14 protein-coding genes are annotated in these 18,406 nt (G+C 67.6%); 5 read left to right on the forward strand and 9 right to left on the reverse strand.

The window, feature by feature from the left end:
- The first annotated feature begins 17 nt into the window (after nucleotides 1–17).
- The gene (locus WJU27_RS02490) at nucleotides 18–227 is read left to right on the forward strand and encodes a DUF2788 domain-containing protein (RefSeq protein ID WP_008058471.1); all 210 of its coding nucleotides are present in this window, start codon (nucleotides 18–20) and stop codon (nucleotides 225–227) included.
- Here the strand turns inward: WJU27_RS02490 and WJU27_RS02495 are convergent, their stop codons facing one another.
- A complete protein-coding gene (locus tag WJU27_RS02495) occupies nucleotides 228–1,190 on the reverse strand; it encodes a methyltransferase domain-containing protein (RefSeq protein ID WP_029143755.1) in 963 nt (320 codons plus the stop codon). It abuts the gene before it with no gap.
- Nucleotides 1,191–1,345: 155 nt separating this feature from the next.
- Here WJU27_RS02495 and WJU27_RS02500 point away from each other — a divergent pair, with 155 nt between their 5' ends.
- Nucleotides 1,346–3,871 carry a cation-translocating P-type ATPase gene (locus WJU27_RS02500; RefSeq protein ID WP_341421032.1) on the forward strand — a complete coding sequence of 842 codons (2,526 nt, stop codon included), beginning with the start codon at nucleotides 1,346–1,348 and terminating at the stop codon, nucleotides 3,869–3,871.
- An 82-nt stretch (nucleotides 3,872–3,953) separates the two neighbouring features.
- On the opposite strand, the gene WJU27_RS02505 is transcribed toward WJU27_RS02500, so the two are convergent.
- The 4 genes from WJU27_RS02505 to WJU27_RS02520 form a co-directional block, all read right to left on the reverse strand.
- A complete protein-coding gene (locus WJU27_RS02505; RefSeq protein ID WP_341421033.1) occupies nucleotides 3,954–4,574 on the reverse strand; it encodes a PEP-CTERM sorting domain-containing protein in 621 nt (206 codons plus the stop codon).
- Nucleotides 4,575–4,652: 78 nt separating this feature from the next.
- Nucleotides 4,653–6,707, reverse strand: a complete 2,055-nt coding sequence (locus tag WJU27_RS02510; protein ID WP_341421034.1) for a PhoX family protein — start codon at nucleotides 6,705–6,707, stop codon at nucleotides 4,653–4,655.
- Between the two features lie 188 nt (nucleotides 6,708–6,895).
- Complete coding sequence (gene can / locus WJU27_RS02515) at nucleotides 6,896–7,546, reverse strand: carbonate dehydratase (protein ID WP_341421035.1); 651 nt, start codon at nucleotides 7,544–7,546, stop codon at nucleotides 6,896–6,898.
- Between the two features lie 100 nt (nucleotides 7,547–7,646).
- Complete coding sequence (locus WJU27_RS02520) at nucleotides 7,647–8,141, reverse strand: BON domain-containing protein (protein WP_020165132.1); 495 nt, start codon at nucleotides 8,139–8,141, stop codon at nucleotides 7,647–7,649.
- Between the two features lie 182 nt (nucleotides 8,142–8,323).
- Between WJU27_RS02520 and WJU27_RS02525 the strand changes: the two genes are divergently transcribed.
- Complete coding sequence (locus WJU27_RS02525; RefSeq protein WP_341421036.1) at nucleotides 8,324–10,099, forward strand: M61 family metallopeptidase; 1,776 nt, start codon at nucleotides 8,324–8,326, stop codon at nucleotides 10,097–10,099.
- A 247-nt stretch (nucleotides 10,100–10,346) separates the two neighbouring features.
- On the opposite strand, the gene WJU27_RS02530 is transcribed toward WJU27_RS02525, so the two are convergent.
- Nucleotides 10,347–10,919, reverse strand: a complete 573-nt coding sequence (locus tag WJU27_RS02530; protein ID WP_341421037.1) for a hypothetical protein — start codon at nucleotides 10,917–10,919, stop codon at nucleotides 10,347–10,349.
- A 158-nt stretch (nucleotides 10,920–11,077) separates the two neighbouring features.
- Here WJU27_RS02530 and WJU27_RS02535 point away from each other — a divergent pair, with 158 nt between their 5' ends.
- Complete coding sequence (locus WJU27_RS02535) at nucleotides 11,078–12,757, forward strand: alkaline phosphatase D family protein (protein ID WP_341421038.1); 1,680 nt, start codon at nucleotides 11,078–11,080, stop codon at nucleotides 12,755–12,757.
- A gap of 50 nt (nucleotides 12,758–12,807) precedes the next feature.
- Here the strand turns inward: WJU27_RS02535 and WJU27_RS02540 are convergent, their stop codons facing one another.
- Both WJU27_RS02540 and mutS read right to left on the reverse strand, forming a co-directional pair.
- Complete coding sequence (locus WJU27_RS02540; protein WP_341421039.1) at nucleotides 12,808–13,209, reverse strand: hypothetical protein; 402 nt, start codon at nucleotides 13,207–13,209, stop codon at nucleotides 12,808–12,810.
- Nucleotides 13,210–13,219: 10 nt separating this feature from the next.
- The gene (gene mutS / locus WJU27_RS02545) at nucleotides 13,220–15,763 is read right to left on the reverse strand and encodes a DNA mismatch repair protein MutS (RefSeq protein ID WP_341421040.1); all 2,544 of its coding nucleotides are present in this window, start codon (nucleotides 15,761–15,763) and stop codon (nucleotides 13,220–13,222) included.
- 177 nt (nucleotides 15,764–15,940) lie between these two features.
- Here mutS and WJU27_RS02550 point away from each other — a divergent pair, with 177 nt between their 5' ends.
- Nucleotides 15,941–17,563 carry a methyl-accepting chemotaxis protein gene (locus tag WJU27_RS02550; protein WP_341421041.1) on the forward strand — a complete coding sequence of 541 codons (1,623 nt, stop codon included), beginning with the start codon at nucleotides 15,941–15,943 and terminating at the stop codon, nucleotides 17,561–17,563.
- Between the two features lie 37 nt (nucleotides 17,564–17,600).
- Here the strand turns inward: WJU27_RS02550 and WJU27_RS02555 are convergent, their stop codons facing one another.
- Nucleotides 17,601–18,401: an inositol monophosphatase family protein gene (locus WJU27_RS02555; protein ID WP_304004934.1), complete on the reverse strand. Its 801-nt coding sequence runs from the start codon at nucleotides 18,399–18,401 to the stop codon at nucleotides 17,601–17,603.
- Nucleotides 18,402–18,406 lie beyond the last annotated feature (5 nt).

Raw genomic sequence — 18,406 nt, forward strand, 5'->3', positions numbered from 1 at the left:
TGGAGCAGTTTTCACACATGGGCGGCATCACTGAAGAGCAATTTGCCGAGTTCGGGCTCACCTTCGGCGTCGCCGCCTTCATGCTCTACATGCTGTTCATCCTGCTTCAGCTCGCGCGCGAGTCGAAGGCCGGTCGTTTTGGCACCTTCGTCATCCTGATCGGCCTCGGCCTCGGCATGATGGGTTTCGTCGCAAAGGGCGTGATCAAGTGGATGCTCGGCGGCTGATCAGGCACCTGACGCGCAGACCCGCTCCCGCACCGTCGCCCGCATCGTGCGCGCCAGCGACTGCAGCGATCCACCGGCGCGGTAATTGAAACTCACGTGCAGCGTGTCGCCAGCCCGTGTGTCCACCGGCGTCGTCAGCGGCAGCACCATGTAATCGTTCAGCCAATCCTGCGTCCGCCCCTGCGTACCGAGCAGCGCCAGGATGTTCTTCGTGATGAAGCGCAGCGCATTGACCGTGCCGTCGGCAGTGATGGCGATGTCGCCCTTCCAGGCGATGTCGCGGCTGCAGGTCTGATCGAAATCCATCACGCCATAGACCACCGGTGCAGCCAGTTCGGTCGCTCCTGGGTGTTCGGCGCCGACGCGCTGGAACTGAATGATGGGGGCGTTGAAGCCGTAGAAGTCGAATACCTGGTGCAGCGGCTGCACTGCCATCAGCGCGGCAGTCGGCAGGAAGATCGGCAAGCGGTCGCCGAAGCGGGCGCGGTAACGCGCCTTGAAGGCTTCGATCACGTCGACCTGCTTCTCGCGCAGCATGCCGACGTGGATCATTTCGCAGATGACCACGTCCACCGGTTCCGGCGGCAGATATTCGAAAGCGTCGGCGTGCACCACCTCGACCTTGTGACCGTGCGCGTTCATCGCCAGCAGCCGGCGCGATTCGGCCACCATGTCCGGGTTGAACTCGACGCAGTACACCTTGCTCGCGTGCGCTGCGGCGAAGCAGGACAGTACGCCGGTGCCACCGCCCAGTTCGAGCACGCGGGCGCCCTTGAACACGACTGCATCGATGGCCGCCTTGAAATTGCTCATGCGGTTGGTGTCGAGCAGCATGTTGTGGTGGTAGTGCAGGGGAATGAACTGTCCGAGATGGCTGGGCTCGTCGTCGGCGTCGCTCATCGGCAGGCTGGCGCCGGGCGCGGCCGGGGTGCCGAGGTGGGCTTCGGGTTCCATCCGTGACATGGTTCTTCCTCTCGTGTGGTCGGTTAATGTTTGCCGCGCGCTGCCGGCAACTTCTGCCTTGAACATCCGGTTATTGCCGCTTGCACCGCCTTGCGGCGATCGCGCGAGGTTCATGGCAGCTTTCGTGCCAGACTTTGGCGAGAACTGAACGACGGATGCAGCGCATGAACGGGTCGCAGGAGCAGGCCGGGCTGAACGAAGCGGAGGTGGCTGCGCGTCGCGCGCAGGACGGCTGGAACGAGATCGCCGCCGAGAAGCCGCACACGCTGCTTGCCACGGTCTTGGAGGTAGTGCGGGAGCCGATGTTCCTGCTGCTGCTGGGCGCTGGCGCCATCTATCTGCTGATGGGCGACGCGCACGAAGCGCTGGTGCTGCTCGGCTTCGTCGTACTCATCATTGCCGTCACCGTCTTCCAGGAGCGGCGCACCGAACACGCGCTGGCTGCGCTGCGCGATCTGTCCAGCCCGCGCGCGCTGGTGATGCGCAACGGCGCGGTGCAGCGCATCGCCGGACGCGAGGTGGTGCGCGGCGATCTGCTGCTGCTGACCGAGGGCGACCGCGTGCCGGCCGATGGCGTGCTGCTGAGCGCCAACGATCTGGCGGTCGATGAATCGATGCTGACCGGCGAGTCGGTACCGGTCGCCAAGCTGCCGGTCGACGGTGGCGAGACGCTGCGCGTGTTTTCCGGCACGCTGGTCGTGCGCGGTCGCGGTACGGTCGAGGTGACGGCGATCGGCGAAGGCACCGAGCTGGGGCGCATCGGCAAGTCGCTGGCCGAGACGGCCAGCGGTGCCTCGCCGCTGCAGCGCGAACTGGGGCTGCTGGCGCGCCGGCTGGCGGGGATAGGCATCGCGCTGTGCGTGCTGCTCGCGGTGTCGTACGCGACGCTGCGTGGCGGCTGGCTCGACGGTGTGCTGTATGGCATCACGCTGGCGATGAGCATCCTGCCGCAGGAATTTCCGGTCATCCTGATCGTGTTCCTCGCCTTCGGCGCGCGCCGCATCGCCGCCCGCCGCGTGCTCACGCGCCGGCTGTCGGCGATCGAAACGCTGGGCCAGACCACCGTGCTGTGCACCGACAAGACCGGCACGCTCACCCGCAACCGGATGGAAGTCGCTGCGCTCGCGGTCGATGGCGAACTGCTGGCGCTCGACGGCGGCGTGCGGCTGGAGGCGTTGCCGGAAACCTATCACCGCCTGCTCGAATACGCGGTGCTGGCGAGCGAAACCGATCCGCACGACCCGATGGAACAGGCCTTTCTGCGACTGGCCGGCGACTATCTGGCCAATACCGAACACCTGCATCCGGACTGGCAACTGGCGCGCGAGTACGAACTGTCGCCCGACCTGCTGGCGATGTCGCACCTGTGGCAGGCGCCGGATCGGCGCGACAGCGAGGTGGCGGCCAAGGGCGCGCCCGAGGCCATCATCGACCTCTGCCATCTGGCGCCGGACGCGGCGGCACACGTGATGGCGCGCGCCGGCGAACTGGCGGACCGCGGTCTGCGCGTGCTCGCGGTGGCGCATGCGGCACACCCGCCGGATGCGGGCATGCCGGACATCCAGCACGATTTCGAGTTCCGCTTCATCGGACTGATCGGGCTGGCCGACCCGCTGCGCGCCGAGGTGCCGGCGGCGGTCGCCGAATGCCGCGCGGCCGGCGTGCGTGTGCTCATGATCACCGGCGACCACCCGCGCACCGCGCGCGCGATCGCGGCGCAGGCCGGCATCGACGGCGCCCGAGTGCTGACCGGCCCGGATCTGGCAGCGATGGACGCCGCGACCTTCGCCGACGCGGTCGCCGGCTGCTGCGTGTTCGCGCGCGTCAGCCCGCAGCAGAAGCTGGCCATCGTCGATGCGCTGAAGGCGCGCGGCGACATCGTGGCGATGACCGGCGACGGCGTGAATGACGCACCGGCGCTGAAATCCGCGCACATCGGCATCGCCATGGGCCGGCGCGGCACCGACGTCGCGCGCGAGGCGGCCGACCTGGTGCTGGTCGAGGACGACTTCGCCGCCATCGTCGATGCGATACGGCTGGGCCGCCGCATCTTCCGCAACCTGCGCCACGCGATGACCTACACGCTGGCGGTGCACGTGCCCATCATCGCGCTGGTGGCCGCGCCGGTGCTGTTCGGCTGGCCGGTGCTGCTGGCGCCGGTGCACATCGCCTTCCTCGAACTGGTGATCGACCCGACCTGTTCCATCGTGTTCGAGGCGGACGAGGCCGGCGAGGAACTGATGCGCGAGCCGCCGCGACCGCGCGGTGCAGTGCTGCTGCCGCCCTCGCGCATCGCGACCAGCCTGCTCTACGGCGCCATCGTGTCGGCTGCGCTGGTGGCGTTCGATGTATGGGCACTCGATGCCGGCTTCGCTGCCGACGAGGTCCGTACGCTGGTGTTCGTCGCGCTGGTGGCGAGCGGCATTGCGCTCATCTTCACCGCCCGCGCGTCGGCCGCCGACCCGAGCGGGCTCGGGCAGGGCACTGCGGTCGCGCGCTGGGTGATCGGCGGCACGCTGTTCGCGCTGCTGCTGGTCACCACGGTGCCCTGGCTGGCCGCACAGTTCTCTTTTGCCGTGGTCGCGCCGTCTGTGTGGCTGGGCGCCTGCACGCTCGGACTGGCGACGCTGCTGCCGCTGCTCGCTGCCCGTTGGCTTGCACGCGCGCTTGTGGCGGCATGACCGCGGGCATTCGCCGGACGAAAAAAATGCCCGACCAGCGGTCGGGCATCAAGGACATGCGTGTGACAGGGTCGTGCAGTAATCAGGCGCGACGGCGTACGGCCATGCCGATCAGACCGAGGCCGGCCAGAAGCAGCGCGTAGGTTTCGGGTTCCGGCACCGGGGCGGCGACCGCCAGGTTGTCGAGCACCACGCCATTGCCCTTGAACGAGATCGACCGGATGTCGGCCACGTCGCGGGTGATGCCGAGGAACAGGCCTTCATTCAGGCTGGCCTCGCCGGTGCTGACTGCCAGCGTGTAGGTTTCGATGATCTGGTTGTTATCGCCGTAGGCCGATACCACGACCGAGAACGGGAAGTCGTTCATGGCGAAATGGTTCACCAGCGCGCCCGCACCGGCGGTCAGTTCTGCGAAAGTGAAGCGCAGTTCGCCGATGTTGCCGGTGGCAGCGAAGTGGTTTCCGAGACCCCAGATGCCGTTGTTGCCCAGATTGGCAATGAAGCCACCCAGCTGCGAGTCGGCGTCGCCGGTGAAGATGACGCCGGGGGCGACCTCTTCCGGGCCGGTCGTGAAGAAGCCGTCGTAGGCTTCGAAGTCCACCAGCAGCGGGTTGCCGATGTCGGCGGCGTTGTTGGTCAGCGCGGCGTGGGCCGGCAGTGCGGCGGCGAATGCCAGCGCCAGAGCGGCGAGTTTCAGTTTCATGTTGAATCCTTTGCGGAGGTTTCGTTGATGGAGGCGACGCTACGCCGCCTCCATGACGCCGATGTGAAGACCGACGGATCAGGTACCGATCACGCCGCCGTCGTCCTTGGTGATGACGATCGTGGCCGAGCGCGGCTTGGCGACCGCGTTGCCGCTCTGCGTCGTCGGGCCGTTGAAGCCGCTGTCCGGCCAGGTGCTGTTCGAGGTGAAGCTGCCGCTCCAGTCCTCGCCCGGATGCTGGATGTTCACGAACATGACCTTGCCGTCCGGCGTCGAGGTCACACCGGTCACTTCGCAGTTCCGCGGGCTGGTCAGGAAGCGGGTGATCTGGCGGGTGGCCGGGTCGGCGCAGAACATCGCGTTGCCGCCGATGTTCACGAAGTCGCCGCTGGCGTTGCCGACCTGGTCGGTCTGGATCCACAGGCGGCCGTCCTTATCGAACCACAGGCCGTCCGGCGCACCGAGGTCGTCACCGATGATGTTGCCTTGCAGGTGGGCGTTGGCATTCAGCTTGTCACCGCACTCGACGAAGATGTCCCACTGGAAGGTGGTGGCACCGACGTCGCCGCCGGTTTCCGTCCAGCGCAGGATGTGGCCGTAGCGGTTGTCACGGCGCGGGTTGGTCGCATCAACCGGCGGGCGGGCCGAGGCGGCGACCGTGGTGCCGTCGATCTTGTTCGACGACGCCGGCGTCGTGCCGCGGCGGTTGTTGTTGGTCAGCGTCAGATAGACCTCGCGCGTCACCGGATGCACGGCGACCCACTCGGGGCGGTCCATCATGGTGGCGCCAAGGCGGTCGGCGGCCTGGCGGGCCTTGATCACCACCTCGCCCTGGTCGGCAAAGCCGTTCTCGGCGGTCAGGCCGTTCTGGCCCCACACCAGCGGCAGCCACTGGCCACTGCCGTCCGCATTGAAGCGGGCGACGTACAGCGTGCCGCTGTCCAGCAGGTCGCGGTTGGCGGCGCGGTTTTTCGTGTCCATCTTCTTGGCGCAGACGAACTTGTACATATAGTCGTTGCGCTCGTCGTCGCCCATGTAGACGGCGACCTTGTTGTCGGCGCCGACCGAGGTCCATGCGCCTTCGTGCTTGAAGCGGCCCAGTGCCGTGCGCTTGACCGGCACCGCGGTCGGGTTCCACGGGTCGATCTCGACGACCCAGCCGAAGCGGTTCGGCTCGTTCGGCGTGTCGCGGAAGTCGAAGCGCGGATCGGCTTCGTGCCAGCGGTAGCCGAAGCCAGCGGCGGCCATGCCGTAGCGGTTCTCGAGCGCGGTCAGCGGCTGGGCGGCCAGCTTGGCGGCAGTGGTACCGAAGTAGCCGTTGAAGTTCTCCTCACAGGTGAGATAGGTGCCCCACGGCGTGTAGCCGTTGGCGCAGTTGTTCAGCGTGCCGAGCACCGTGGTGCCGGAGGGATCCGCGGCAGTCTTCAGCAGCGCATGACCGGCGGCCGGGCCGGACACCTTGCACGGGGTGGCGCCGGTGATGCGACGGGCGAAGGCGGACGGACGCTGCACCTTCATTTCGCCACCAACCTTGCGCACCTCGATCACGCTCACGCCGTGACCGGCGATCTGTGCGTCGACCATGGCCTTGGTGATGACGTCGGTGCCGTAGGTGGTGGTGTGGGCGACCAGACCCGGATCGACGTACTCGTGGTTGGATACGAGCAGGCCGCGGTCATTGGCGATGCCGGCCGCGCCGGTGCCCGGGAAGGGGAACAGGTGCATGCCGTCGTTGTGGGCGCCCCAGGTGGTGAGCTGGCGGGCGGTGGTCATCGCCGTGGCCGGGTTCCAGTGCGTGTTCGCATCCGGGCCGGTCTTGCCGATGGCGTCGCCCCAGGCGATCAGCACGCGTGCGGTATAGCCGGACGGTACCGTGATGCCGTCGGTCATCGGCGCGATGTTGGCCGGCACACCGGTGAAGCCGATGCCGCCGGTCGGCGAGGGGCTGCCGGTGTAGGCGCCGTTGGCCAGCGATTCGAGGCTGAAGCCGCCAAGCGAGGCAAAGGTCGCGGTGGCCAGCGAACCCTTGATGAAATTGCGACGGCCGGTGAAGCGGTCCATCACGTCGCGGATGGATTCGTTGCCCGACGGATTGATCGTCAGGTCATTGTCGGGGTGCTGCATCGAAGACATGGGAGCTCCTTGCGGGTGACGTTGTCGGGACGTCGGCGGCAAAGGGGCTGCGCGCCGATCTGACGCGCGGAGTCTGCGATGCGTTTCTGACAGGGATAAGAAGCGGCGGCTGCAGCGCATAGTCCGTTCGGACTATGCGCTGCAGCCGGGGTGTCATGGTCTGCAGGGCGCCGGAAGCGCCTGATGGTTCAGGTCAGCGATGACAGGGCCGTGTCGTAGGCGCCCTGCAGTTCGGCTTCGCTGCCGGCTTCCATGCGCAGGTTGCGGACCAGTCCGTCCTTCAGGCCGTAGATCCAGCCGTGCACGCGCACGTCCTGGCCGCGCGCCCAGGCTTCGCGGACGACGGTGGTTTCGCAGACGTTCATCGCCTGCTCGATCACATTCAGTTCGCACAGGCGGTCTTCCTGAAGTTCGCCGGCGCCGACCGCTTCGAGCAGACCGCGGTGCTTGTTGCGCACGTCCTGCACGTTGCGCAGCCAGTTGTCGATCAGACCGAAGCGCATGTCGTGCAGTGCGGCGCGCACGCCGCCGCAGCCGTAGTGACCGACCACCAGGATGTGCTTAACCTTGAGCACATCGACCGCGTACTGCATGACCGACAGGCAGTTCAGGTCGGTCTGCACCACGACGTTGGCGACATTGCGGTGTACGAACACCTCACCCGGAATCAGCCCGACGATCTGGTTGGCCGGCACCCGGCTGTCGGAACAGCCTATCCACAGATATTCAGGCGCCTGCAGCGTGGCCAGCCGCTCGAAGAACTGCGGGTCGTCGGCACGCATGCGTTCGGCCCAGCGGCGGTTTGCTTCGAATAGTTGATCAGTTTTCTTCAGTGTCATGGTGTCCTCGCATCAGGCGGGATTATATCTTTCCCGCCCTCGCGAGGCGCCATCAGCCGCCGCGATGGATCACGGCGGATCACTGTGCTGCGCGGCGGTATCAGCCGGCGGTGACAACCAGCCGGTTGTCGATGCCGGTCACGCCCTTGACCGAAGCCGCCAGTTCGGCGGCGCGGGCGCGTGCCGCTTCGGTCGGCGCCGGTCCGCTCAGCGTCACCTTGCCGTCAGTGGTATCGACGTCGATCTTCAGCGCGCTCAGATCGGGGTCGCCAGCGATGCGCGCGGCAACGTTGGCGGTGATTGTCGCGTCGTCGATCTTTTCCCCCATGCGCTCGGCGGCCGACTCGACGGAGGCCTTGGCATCGGCTGCTGCAACTTCGGCGCGGGCCTGCGCGCTGTCGAGCGAACTTTCGGCCTTGGCGCCCATTTCGTCGGCCTTCTTCTCGGTCTGCGAAATGGCGGAATCGAGCTTCTGGCCGACGGTCGCGTTGTCGGTGGATTCGCCGCAGGCGGCCAGCGTCAGCGCCAGCGCGGTGGCGGTGGCCAGGCGGACGGCAGGCTTCAGCAGCGTGGAACGGGTGGCGGTATTCTGCATGGCAGTTCTCCTGTTGCGATGAAGAGGATGGCGTTCAGCCATGACGAAACTCTAGTTCCTCGCGCCGCGCCGGCCTGTCGGTGAGGTGGTCGGGTGCTGTAGGACGATGCGGACCGCGCCCGCTGACGCAGGCAGCCGGCGCTGTGGTCAAATCGCGGCTGTCCCAACGCCAGAACGCCGACATGAGCGCCGTCCGCTACCGCATCACGCCCATCCATCCCGAAGCCCATCTGTTCGAGGTCGAACTCGACATCGACAAGCCGGCGGCCGACGGCCAGCTGCTGTCCCTGCCGGCCTGGATACCCGGCAGCTACATGATCCGCGAGTTCGCCCGCCACATCGTGCGCATCGACGCGCGCGACGGCGTGCGCGCCGTCCCGCTGACCAAGCTGGACAAGCACACCTGGCGCGCCGCACCGTGCGACGGCGCGCTGCGCGTGCGCTACGAGGTGTATGCGTGGGACCTGTCGGTGCGCGCCGCTCACCTCGACACCACGCACGGCTTCTTCAACGGCAGCAGTGTTTTCCTGATGGTGCATGGCTGCGAACAGCAGCCCTGCGAGATCGACATCCGTCCGCCCGCCGGTCGCGCCTACAAGGAATGGCGCGTCGCGACGACGCTGCCCGAGGCAGGCGGCCGCAGCGGCGCCAAGCGTCACGGCTTCGGTGTGTACCGGGCGGCCAGCTACGACGAACTGATCGACCACCCGGTCGAGATGGGTGAGTTCGCGCTGTACGAATTCAAGGCATGCGGCGTGCCGCACGAGGTGGTGGTGACCGGCCGTCATGACATCGACGCCGCACGGCTGTGCGCCGACCTGAAGCGTGTCTGCGAATGGCAGATACGGCTGTTCGGCGAACCGGCGCCCTTCGAGCGCTATGTCTTCCTCGTGATGGCGGTTGGCGATGGCTACGGCGGTCTCGAACACCGTTCCAGCACCGCGCTGCTGTGCTCGCGCAACGACCTGCCTGCGCCCGGCGCCGCCGCGATGAGCGATGCCTATCGCGGCTTCCTCGGTCTGTGCAGCCACGAGTACTTCCATTCGTGGAACGTGAAGCGCATCAAGCCGGCCGCCTTCGTGCCCTACGACCTCAGGGTCGAGAACTACACGCGCCTGCTGTGGGCTTTCGAGGGCTTCACCTCCTATTACGATGATCTGGCGCTGGTGCGCTCCGGCGTCATCACGCAGGACGACTACCTGAAGCTGCTCGGCAAGACGGTCACCCAGGTGATGCGCGGCAGCGGCCGGCTCAAGCAGAGCGTGGCCGACTCGTCCTTCGATGCCTGGATCAAGTACTACCGCCAGAACGAGAACGCGCCGAACGCCATCGTCAGCTACTACGCCAAGGGCGCGCTGGTGGCGCTGGCGCTCGACCTTACGCTGCGCAGCAAGAGCCGCGGCGCGGTGTCGCTGGACGACGTGATGCGCAAGCTCTGGGTCGACCACGGACAGAACGGGCAGGGTGTGCCGGAAGACGGCATACGCCGCGCCGCCGAAGCGGTCAGCGGCCTCAAGCTCAAGCGCTTCTTCGACGAGGCGACCGAGGGTACGGATGATCTGCCGCTGGACAGGCTGCTGCACGCGGTTGGCCTCGACCTCGCGTTCGAAGCCGCCGGCGGCACGCCGGTGCTCGGCGTGAAGACCGCGAACGACGGCGACAACGTGAAACTCACTCAGGTGCTGGACCACGGTGCCGCCCAGCGCGCCGGTCTTTCGGCCGGCGACGTGCTGGTCGCGCTGGACAATCTGCGCATCACGGCCAGCTCGCTCGACACGCTGCTCAAGCGTCGCAATGCCGGCGACGAGGTGAAGATCCACGCCTTCCGGCGCGACGAACTGATGAAATTCCGCGTGCGGCTGGACGCGCCGCCGGTGGATCAGGCGAAGATCGGCCCCGCGGTACGCGCCAGTGCGGCGGCGAAGGAGTTGCTGAAGCAGTGGCTGGGTCGGGGCTGAGGCCTCGCCCACAGCGCAAATGCGCCAGACCCGCGACTTGGGCGTGTGCCAAGGTCTTGTGGGAGGGGTCTTCTGACCCCGACGGCAGCTTGGATCGAAGCCCGCGGAGTGCAGTGGCCCTGTCGCGGCCGAGGCCGCTCGCACAGGGGTTGCGCCTGACCCGCGGCCAGGGTTCCTGGGGGAGCCAGCTTGCTCGCGATGCAGCCGGTGATCGACCGCAGACTTCTCAGTCGGCCATCGTGAGGCGTCAGCGCCCCAGCTTGCGCGCCGCGCTCAGCACGATCATGCCCAGACCGCCCAGCATCATCATCCACTCGCGCGGCTCCGGTACGGCCGGCGTGGTCGTGATGTCCAGCGTGAAGCGATCGCCCGCACTCAGGCCGGCGAAACCGACGCGCCAGTCGGTGAGGCCTTCTTCGTAGAAGGGGTTGCCGAAGTAGAACTCGGTCACCGGCGCGCCGGCGAAGAAACCGGTGTCGAGCAGATCGCCATTTATCGTTGCCGCGCGCACCGAACCTGCAGTCCATGACACGAGTGCACCGCTCAACGTCACGTTCAGCGAACCGATGCCGAAGCCGCTGGCGTCGCGCAGGACGGCGTTGAAGTCGGCGCCGCCGGCTGCGATGTCGGCGGCATCGAGCACGAAGCTGAAGCTCAGTACAGCGTTGTTCAGCAGCGATACGTCGAGCGCGATCAGCGACGGCGTGCTGAAGCTGGTATCGAGCAGATTGCCGTTCAGCGTGGCGCTGTCCATCGTGACGGCGTGGGCGGGCAGCGACAGGCCGGCGGTGATCGTGAGGGCAAGCAGGGTGTTCTTCATCGGGCGACTCCGGGAATGCGGTTGTTGCGACGCACGATAGGCAGTGCATGTGACAGAGGCATGTCGCCGCGTTGATCACGCGTTCAACAATCCGTCATCGACCTGTCACCGGCGCTCACCACACTCCGCGGCAACTTCTTCCGCCTGGAGCTTCCGCGATGTCCCGCAACGTCTTCTCCCGCCGCGACTTCATGCGTGGCATCGGCGCCGGTGCGCTGGCCGGTTCCGCCGTCGTGCGCTCGGCCACTGCGCTGGCGGCGACCGACAGCCTGTTCCAGCACGGCGTCGCCAGCGGCGATCCGCTGTCCGACCGCGTCGTCATCTGGACTCGCGTGTCGCCGACCCGGCCGGGTACCGTTGCCGTGATGTGGGAGGTGGCGCTGGACGCGCGCTTCAGCCGCATCATCCGGCGCGGCCGCGTGCTCACCGGCGAGGACATCGACTACACGGTGAAGGCCGACGTGCTTGGCCTGCCGGCTGCTGCGCGGCTCTACTACCGCTTCCGCGCCGACGGCCAGCTGTCGCCAGTCGGCCGCACGCGCACGCTGCCGGCAGGTGCGGTCGAACAGGTCAAGCTGGCGGTGTTTTCCTGTTCCAACTACCCGGCCGGCTATTTCCACGTCTATGCCGAGGCGGCCAGGCTGGACGACCTGCACGCGGCGATCCATCTGGGCGACTACATCTACGAGTACCCGCGCGGCGGCTACGCCTCGGGTGACGCAGCGGCGCTGGGCCGCGTGTCCGAGCCGGCCGGCGAAATACTGACGCTGGACGACTACCGCATCCGTCACGCGCAGTACCGCACCGACCCCGACCTGCAGGCGCTGCACGCCGCGCTCCCGGTGATTGCCGTGTGGGACGACCACGAAATCGCCAACGACACCTGGCGCGACGGTGCAGAGAATCACAGCGAAGGCCTCGAAGGCCTGTTCACCGAGCGGCGCGCGGCCGCGATCAAGGCCTATCACGAGTGGATGCCGACGCGCGTCGCCGATCCGGCGCAGCCCGAGCGCATCTACCGCAGCTTCCGCTTCGGCAACCTGCTGTCGCTGCACATGCTGGATACCCGCGTCATCGGCCGCGACCGGCAGATGGACTATGCCGACTACTTCGGCGCCACCGGTTTCGACGGCGCGCGCTTCGCTGCCGATCTGGCCGACCCGAACCGCACGCTGCTGGGCGCCGAACAGAACGACTGGCTGGGCCTGCAACTGGCGCAGTCCGACACCACCTGGGACCTGCTCGGCCAGCAGGTGCTGATGGGCCGCATGAACATTCCGGCACCGCTGGTGCTCGGCCAGATCAGTTTTTCGGCCTACAGCGCACTGGTGGTGAAGGCGCAGATGGCACCGGCTACGCTGACGCCGCAGGAGCAGGCGGTGCTCGCGCAGCCGGCGATTCCGTACAACCTCGACGCCTGGGACGGTTATGCGGTCGCACGCGAAACGGTGCTCGGCACCGCGCGGGCGCTGGACAAGAATCTGGTCGTGCTGTCAGGCGACACGCACAACGCCTGGGCCAGCGACCTGGCGGACTACGCCGGCCGCGCGGTCGGCGTCGAGTTCGCGACACCCGGCGTGACCTCGCCCGGTTTCGAGGAGTACTTTCCGAGCGAGAACCCGCTGGCCGTCGCTGCCGGCCTGACGCAGATCATCGGTCCGCTGCAGTACGCCGACACCGCGCGCCGCGGCTTCATGATTGTCACCGCGACGCAGGACGCCTGCCGCTGTGAGTGGCGTTACGTCAGCACGGTGAAGAGCCACAGCTACGTGCTGCAGCAGGGGCCGGCGCTGAAGGTGCTGCCGGGCGCGGCAAACCGGAAGCTGATGCCGGCGTGACAGATGCTCGGGGCGCGGCACGCTGGTGGAGCCGCTCCCCGGACGGGGGCTCAGGGTCGAGGCGGCGGCGCGTCTGCGACCTTCTTGGGCTGGAACAGCTTCACCAGCGCGCTGCCAGCGATGCCCATCAGCAGCATCATGCCGGCGCCGATCAGCCACACCGTCCATACGATGAAGCCAAGCAGGCCGCGCAGGTCCGGCGTCTGCTGCAGCCAGGCCTGGATTTCCGGGCCGGCATCGAGCAGCCAGGCGCGGCTCTCGTCCAGCCAGTCCTGCGGCAGCCAGGGAGCGAGCCAGACCGGCGGTCGCAGGCTGTCCAGCCACAGCGGCCATTCGGCCAGCGCGTTGGCGCTCCAGCCGGGCCAGTTCAGCACGGAGTCGGCGGTCCAGGCCATCAGCGTCCAGATGCCGACGACCAGCGCGACGAAGATCCAGATCACCGCGTGAGCCATTGTGGTGTCCTCAGAGCAGTTTCTTCAGTGCGTACAGCGCGTCCAGTGCCTCGCGCGGGCTGAGGCTGTCCGGGTCGAGTGCGGCCAGTGCATCGACCGCCGCGTGCGACGGCGGTTCGGGCGGTGGTGGCGCGGGTGCGAACAGGTCGGCCTGCGGACCGGCGTTGATGCGGCTGGCTTCGAGCTGTTGCAGCGCACGTCGGGCGTCGCGGATCACCGTACCCGGAACGCCGGCCAGCGCGGCCACCTCGATACCGTAGGACTGCGAGGCCGGGCCTTCCTCAATTGCGTGCAGAAACACGATGCGGCTTCCGTGCTCGACCGCGTCGAGGTGCATGTTGGCGCAGCTCGGGTGGGTCTGCGCGAGCTGGGTCAGTTCGAAGTAGTGGGTGGCGAACAGGGTCCAGCTGCGGTTGCGCGTCAGCAGGTGGCGGGCGATCGACTGCGCGAGCGCCACGCCGTCGAAGGTCGAGGTGCCGCGACCGATCTCGTCCATCAGCACCAGGCTGCGCTCGGTTGCGCCGTGCAGGATGCCGGCCGCTTCCGTCATTTCGACCATGAAGGTCGAGCGGCCGGAGGCGAGGTCGTCGGAGGCGCCGATGCGGGTGTGTATGGCGTCGAGCGGCCCCAGCCGCACCGCGCGCGCCGGCACCGGGCAGCCGCAGTGCGCCAGTAGCGCGATCAGCGCCACCTGTCGCATATACGTCGACTTGCCGCCCATGTTCGGGCCGGTGATCAGCAGCATGCGGCGCGCGTCATGCATCGCCGTGTCGTTGGCGATGAAGTTTTCGACCTGCTGTTCGACCACCGGGTGACGGCCGCGCTCTATCGTGATCTCGGGCTCGTCGACGAACTGCGGGCGGCAGTAGTCGTGGCGCTGGGCGGCGCGGGCGAAAGCGATCAGGCCATCCAGTTCAGCCAGCGCACGGGCGATGTCGCCGAGCAGCGGCAATTCGGGCGCCAGCGCGTCGAGCAGCTGTTCGTACAGGAATTTCTCGCGCGAGGTGGCGCGATCGGCGGCCGACAGTGCGCGGTCCTCGAAGGCCTTCAGTTCGGGCGTGATGTAGCGCTCGGCATTCTTCAGTGTCTGCCGGCGGCGGTAATCGTCCGGGATGCGCTCGACGTGGGCGTGCGTGACCTCGATGTAGAAGCCATGCACGCGGTTGTATTCGACCTTCAGGTTGGCGATGCCGGTGCGGCTGCGCTCGCGCGCTTCCAGCGCCAGCAGGAACTCGCCGCAGTTGTCCTGCAGGCCGCGCAGTTCGTCCAGCTCGGCGTCGAAACCGGCGCGCATGACGCGCCCGTCGCGCAGCTGTGCGGCCGGCTCGTCCATGATGGCGCGGGCGAGCAGGTCGCTGGCGGCCAGCGGCTGCGCCAGTGTGGCGCGCGCCTGGTCGAGCAGACCGCGATCGAGCGGAACCGCTTCAGCAATGGCGGGCAGCTTCGCCAGCGAATCGCGCAGGCTGGACAGGTCGCGCGGCCGCGCAGTGCGCAGTGCGACCCGCGCGGCGATGCGCTCGATGTCGGCGATGCCGCGCAGCGCGTCGTGCACGCGGTCGGCGCGGTCGGTGTCGCGCAGCGCGGCGACGGCCTCCTGCCGCGCGTCGGCGCGTGCGCGTTCGCGCAGCGGGTGGTGCAGCGCGCGGCGCAGCCAGCGCGAACCCATAGAGGTGGCGCAGGTATCGAGCAGCGACAGCAGCGTCGGTGACGCCTCGCCGCGCAGGGTTTCGGTCAGTTCCAGGTTGCGTCGGGTGGCCGCGTCCATGCGCAGCCAGTTCGAATCGTGCTCGACCGCAAGCGTCGTGACGTGGGCCAGCGCCCGCTGCTGCGTCGCCTGCGCGTAGCTGAAAAGCGCGCCGCAGGCGGCCAACGCGATCGGCACCTCGGCAACGTCGAAGGCGGCGAGGTCGCGGCTGCCGAAGTGCTCGCACAGCAGCCGGGTCGCCTCGGTCACGTCGAACTGCCAGGCACTGCGCGGTGTGACCGCCCAGCCGCCCTCGGGCGCATTCGCCACGTCGGCGACCAGCAGTTCGGCCGGGCGCAGGCGGTCGAGCAGCGACGGCAGCACGTTGGCCGCCACTTCGGTCAGCTTCAGTTCGCCGCTTGCAAGGTTGAGCCAGGCGACTCCTGCACGGGCCCGCTCGACGTGCAGCGCCATCAGCAGCGAGTCGGCACGCTCGTCGAGCAGGCTGGCGTCGGTCAGCGTGCCCGGCGTGACGATGCGCGAAATGGCGCGCTCGACCGGGCCCTTCGAGGTGGCCGGATCGCCGATCTGTTCGACGATGACCACCGACTCGCCCATCTTCACCAGCCGCGCGAGGTATTGCTCGACGGCGTGGAAGGGTACGCCGGCCATCGGAATCGGTTGCCCGGCCGACTGGCCGCGGTGGGTCTGCGTGATGTCGAGCAGCCGCGCGACGCGGATCGCGTCCTCGAAGAACAGCTCGTAGAAATCCCCCATGCGGTAGAACACCAGCAGATCGGGGTGCTGCCTTTTGAAGCCGAGATACTGCTGCATCATCGGCGTGTGGCCCGAAAGGTCTTTGTTGTCCATGTGAAACGAAGGTGCGGGCGGGGTCCGCGTGCCGAGTGGCAGGCGGAACGGACCGGCGATTGTATCGGCTCACTGCGATCCGGCGCGATGACGATAGGAATGTTGCGGCGCAGTATTAAAGTTGGGAATATTTCCCGCCGATATAGATGACTGATTTCAATTACTTACGGAGTCGTCATGTTCGCCAACTGGACTTTGCGAAGCAAGATGCTGGCGGTGGGCGCGGCCGCATTGGCCGGTATGCTCATGATCGGCGTCATCGGCGCCTTCGAGATGCGCAGCGCCGCGCACGAGCAGCGCATGCAATTGTTACGCGCGCTGGTCGAATCGACGCGCACACAGATCGGCTATTACGAGCAGCTGGCGAAGGACGGCAAGCTGACGCGCGAGCAGGCACAGGCGCAGGCGCGTGAGGCCCTGCGCAACGTGCGCTTCCAGCAGCGCGAATACTTCTACATCTACAGCATGGACGGCGTGAACGTGCTGCATCCGACGCAGCCGCACCGCGAGGGCAAGCCCTTCATCGCCGAGAAGGACAAGCTCGGCAAATTGTTCGTCGCCGACATCGTGAGAGCCGGCCAGGCCGGCGGCGGCTTCGTCGATTACCACTTCCCGCGTCCGAACGAGACCGAGGCTGTGCGCAAGGTGGCTTACGTGGCGCCGGTGCCGGACTGGCAGTGGGTGGTCGGCACCGGGCTCTACGTCGATGACGTGGAAGCGGCCTTCCGCGAGGATCTGGCGATCAATCTGGGCATCGTCATCGTGCTTGCCGGCGTCGTGCTGGCGCTGGTGATCGCGATCGGCCGTTCGGTCATGAAGCAGGTCGGCGGCGAGCCGACGGTGGCCGTCGAAGCCATGAAGAAGGTGGCCGAGGGCGATCTGCGCGCGGGGATAGGCAATGCGCCGGCCGGCAGCATGCTGGCGGAGCTGGACACGCTGATCTCCCGGTTGCGCAATACGGTGTCCGAGATCAGCGCCGGCGCGCAGAAGGTGGGCGCTGCCACCGCCGACATCAGTGCTACCTCGCGCCAGGTTGCAGGATCGGCGCAGCAGCAGACTGACTCCACCCAGACCATGGCGGCCGCGATGGAAGAGCTGACTGTGAGCATCACCCACATCTCGGAAAATGCGGGTGAGACCGAAAGGCAGTCGATCGAGTCGTCGGAAATGGCCGTGGCGGGCGAACGGCAGGTACACGAAGCGGCGGAGGAAATGCGTTCGCTGGCCGACGCGGTGGTGCAGGCGAGCGAGCGTATCGCCTCGCTGAGTGCACGTGCCAACGAGGTGGGCGGCATCGCGACGGCGATCAACGACATTGCCGCGCAGACCAATCTGCTGGCGCTGAACGCCGCCATCGAGGCAGCGCGTGCCGGCGAGCAGGGCAGGGGCTTCGCGGTGGTGGCCGACGAAGTGCGCAAGCTGGCCGAGCGCACGACGCAGGCGACGCTGCAGATCGGTCAGACGGTCAGTGCGATACGCGGGGAAAGCGAAGCGGCGGTCAGTGCGATGGATGCGGCTTCCGAGCGGGCGCGCAACAGCGTGAACTCCGCCGAACAGTCGGCCGACATGCTGCGCCGGATCGCCGAGGGCGCGACCCGCGCCCGCGAACTGGTGGCCGAGGTGGCCAACTCGACGCGCGAACAGGGCATCGCCAGCAACAGCCTGGCGGGCCAGATCGAGCAGGTGGCGCAGATGGTCGAGGCGACCAGCCAGGGCATGCACGCCACCGCCACGGCGACGGAAGAGCTGACCCGGGTGGCGGGCGACCTCACTAGCGTCGTGTCGCGCTTCCGCTGCTGACGGGTGTGTCCGGCCGGCCGGTCGGGCCGGCCGTCGTTCAGCCGCGCAGGGCTTCGGTCAGGTGCGGTTCGATGGCCTGCAGTATGGCCGGGTAGATGCGCGGCGTGGCGGCGACCAGATTGCCGCTTTCCATATAGCCGGTTTCACCCTGCAGATTGCCGACCAGGCCGCCGGCTTCGCTCACCAGCAGGCTGCCGCCGGCGATGTCCCACGGTGACAGGCCGATCTCGAAGAAGCCGTCGAAGCGGCCGCAGGCGACGTAGGCCAGATCGAGCGCCGCAGCCCCGGGGCGGCGCAGGCCGGAGGTCTTTTCCATCAGCGACTTGAACATGCCCAGATAGGCATCGACGTGGTCCCACACGCGGTATGGGAAGCCGGTGCCAAGCAGTGCCTCACCCAGCTTGGCGCGGCGCGACACGCGGATGCGGCGGTCGTTCAGGAAGGCGCCGCGGCCACGGCTGGCGGTGAACATCTCGTTGCGAACCGGATCGAACACGACGGCCGACTGCATCTGGCCGCGGTGTTCGAGCGCGATCGATACGGCGTACTGCGGCATGCCGTGGATGAAGTTGGTGGTGCCATCCAGCGGATCGATGATCCAGCGGTACTCCGACTCGGGGCCGGACTCGCCGCTCTCCTCGGCTAGAATGGCGTGGTCCGGATAGGCCTCGCGCAGGATGCCGACGATGGCGTCTTCAGCGGCACGGTCGACCTCGGTCACGAAATCGTTCTGGCGTTTGCTGCTGACCTTCAACAGGTCCACATCCTGGCTGGCCCGGGTAATGATCTGACCCGCACGGCGGGCGGCCTTGACGGCGGTGGTGAGCGTCGGATGCATGAATG

The sequence above is a fragment of the Methyloversatilis sp. NSM2 genome (assembly GCF_038066675.1).
GTDB lineage: Bacteria > Pseudomonadota > Gammaproteobacteria > Burkholderiales > Rhodocyclaceae > Methyloversatilis > Methyloversatilis discipulorum_A.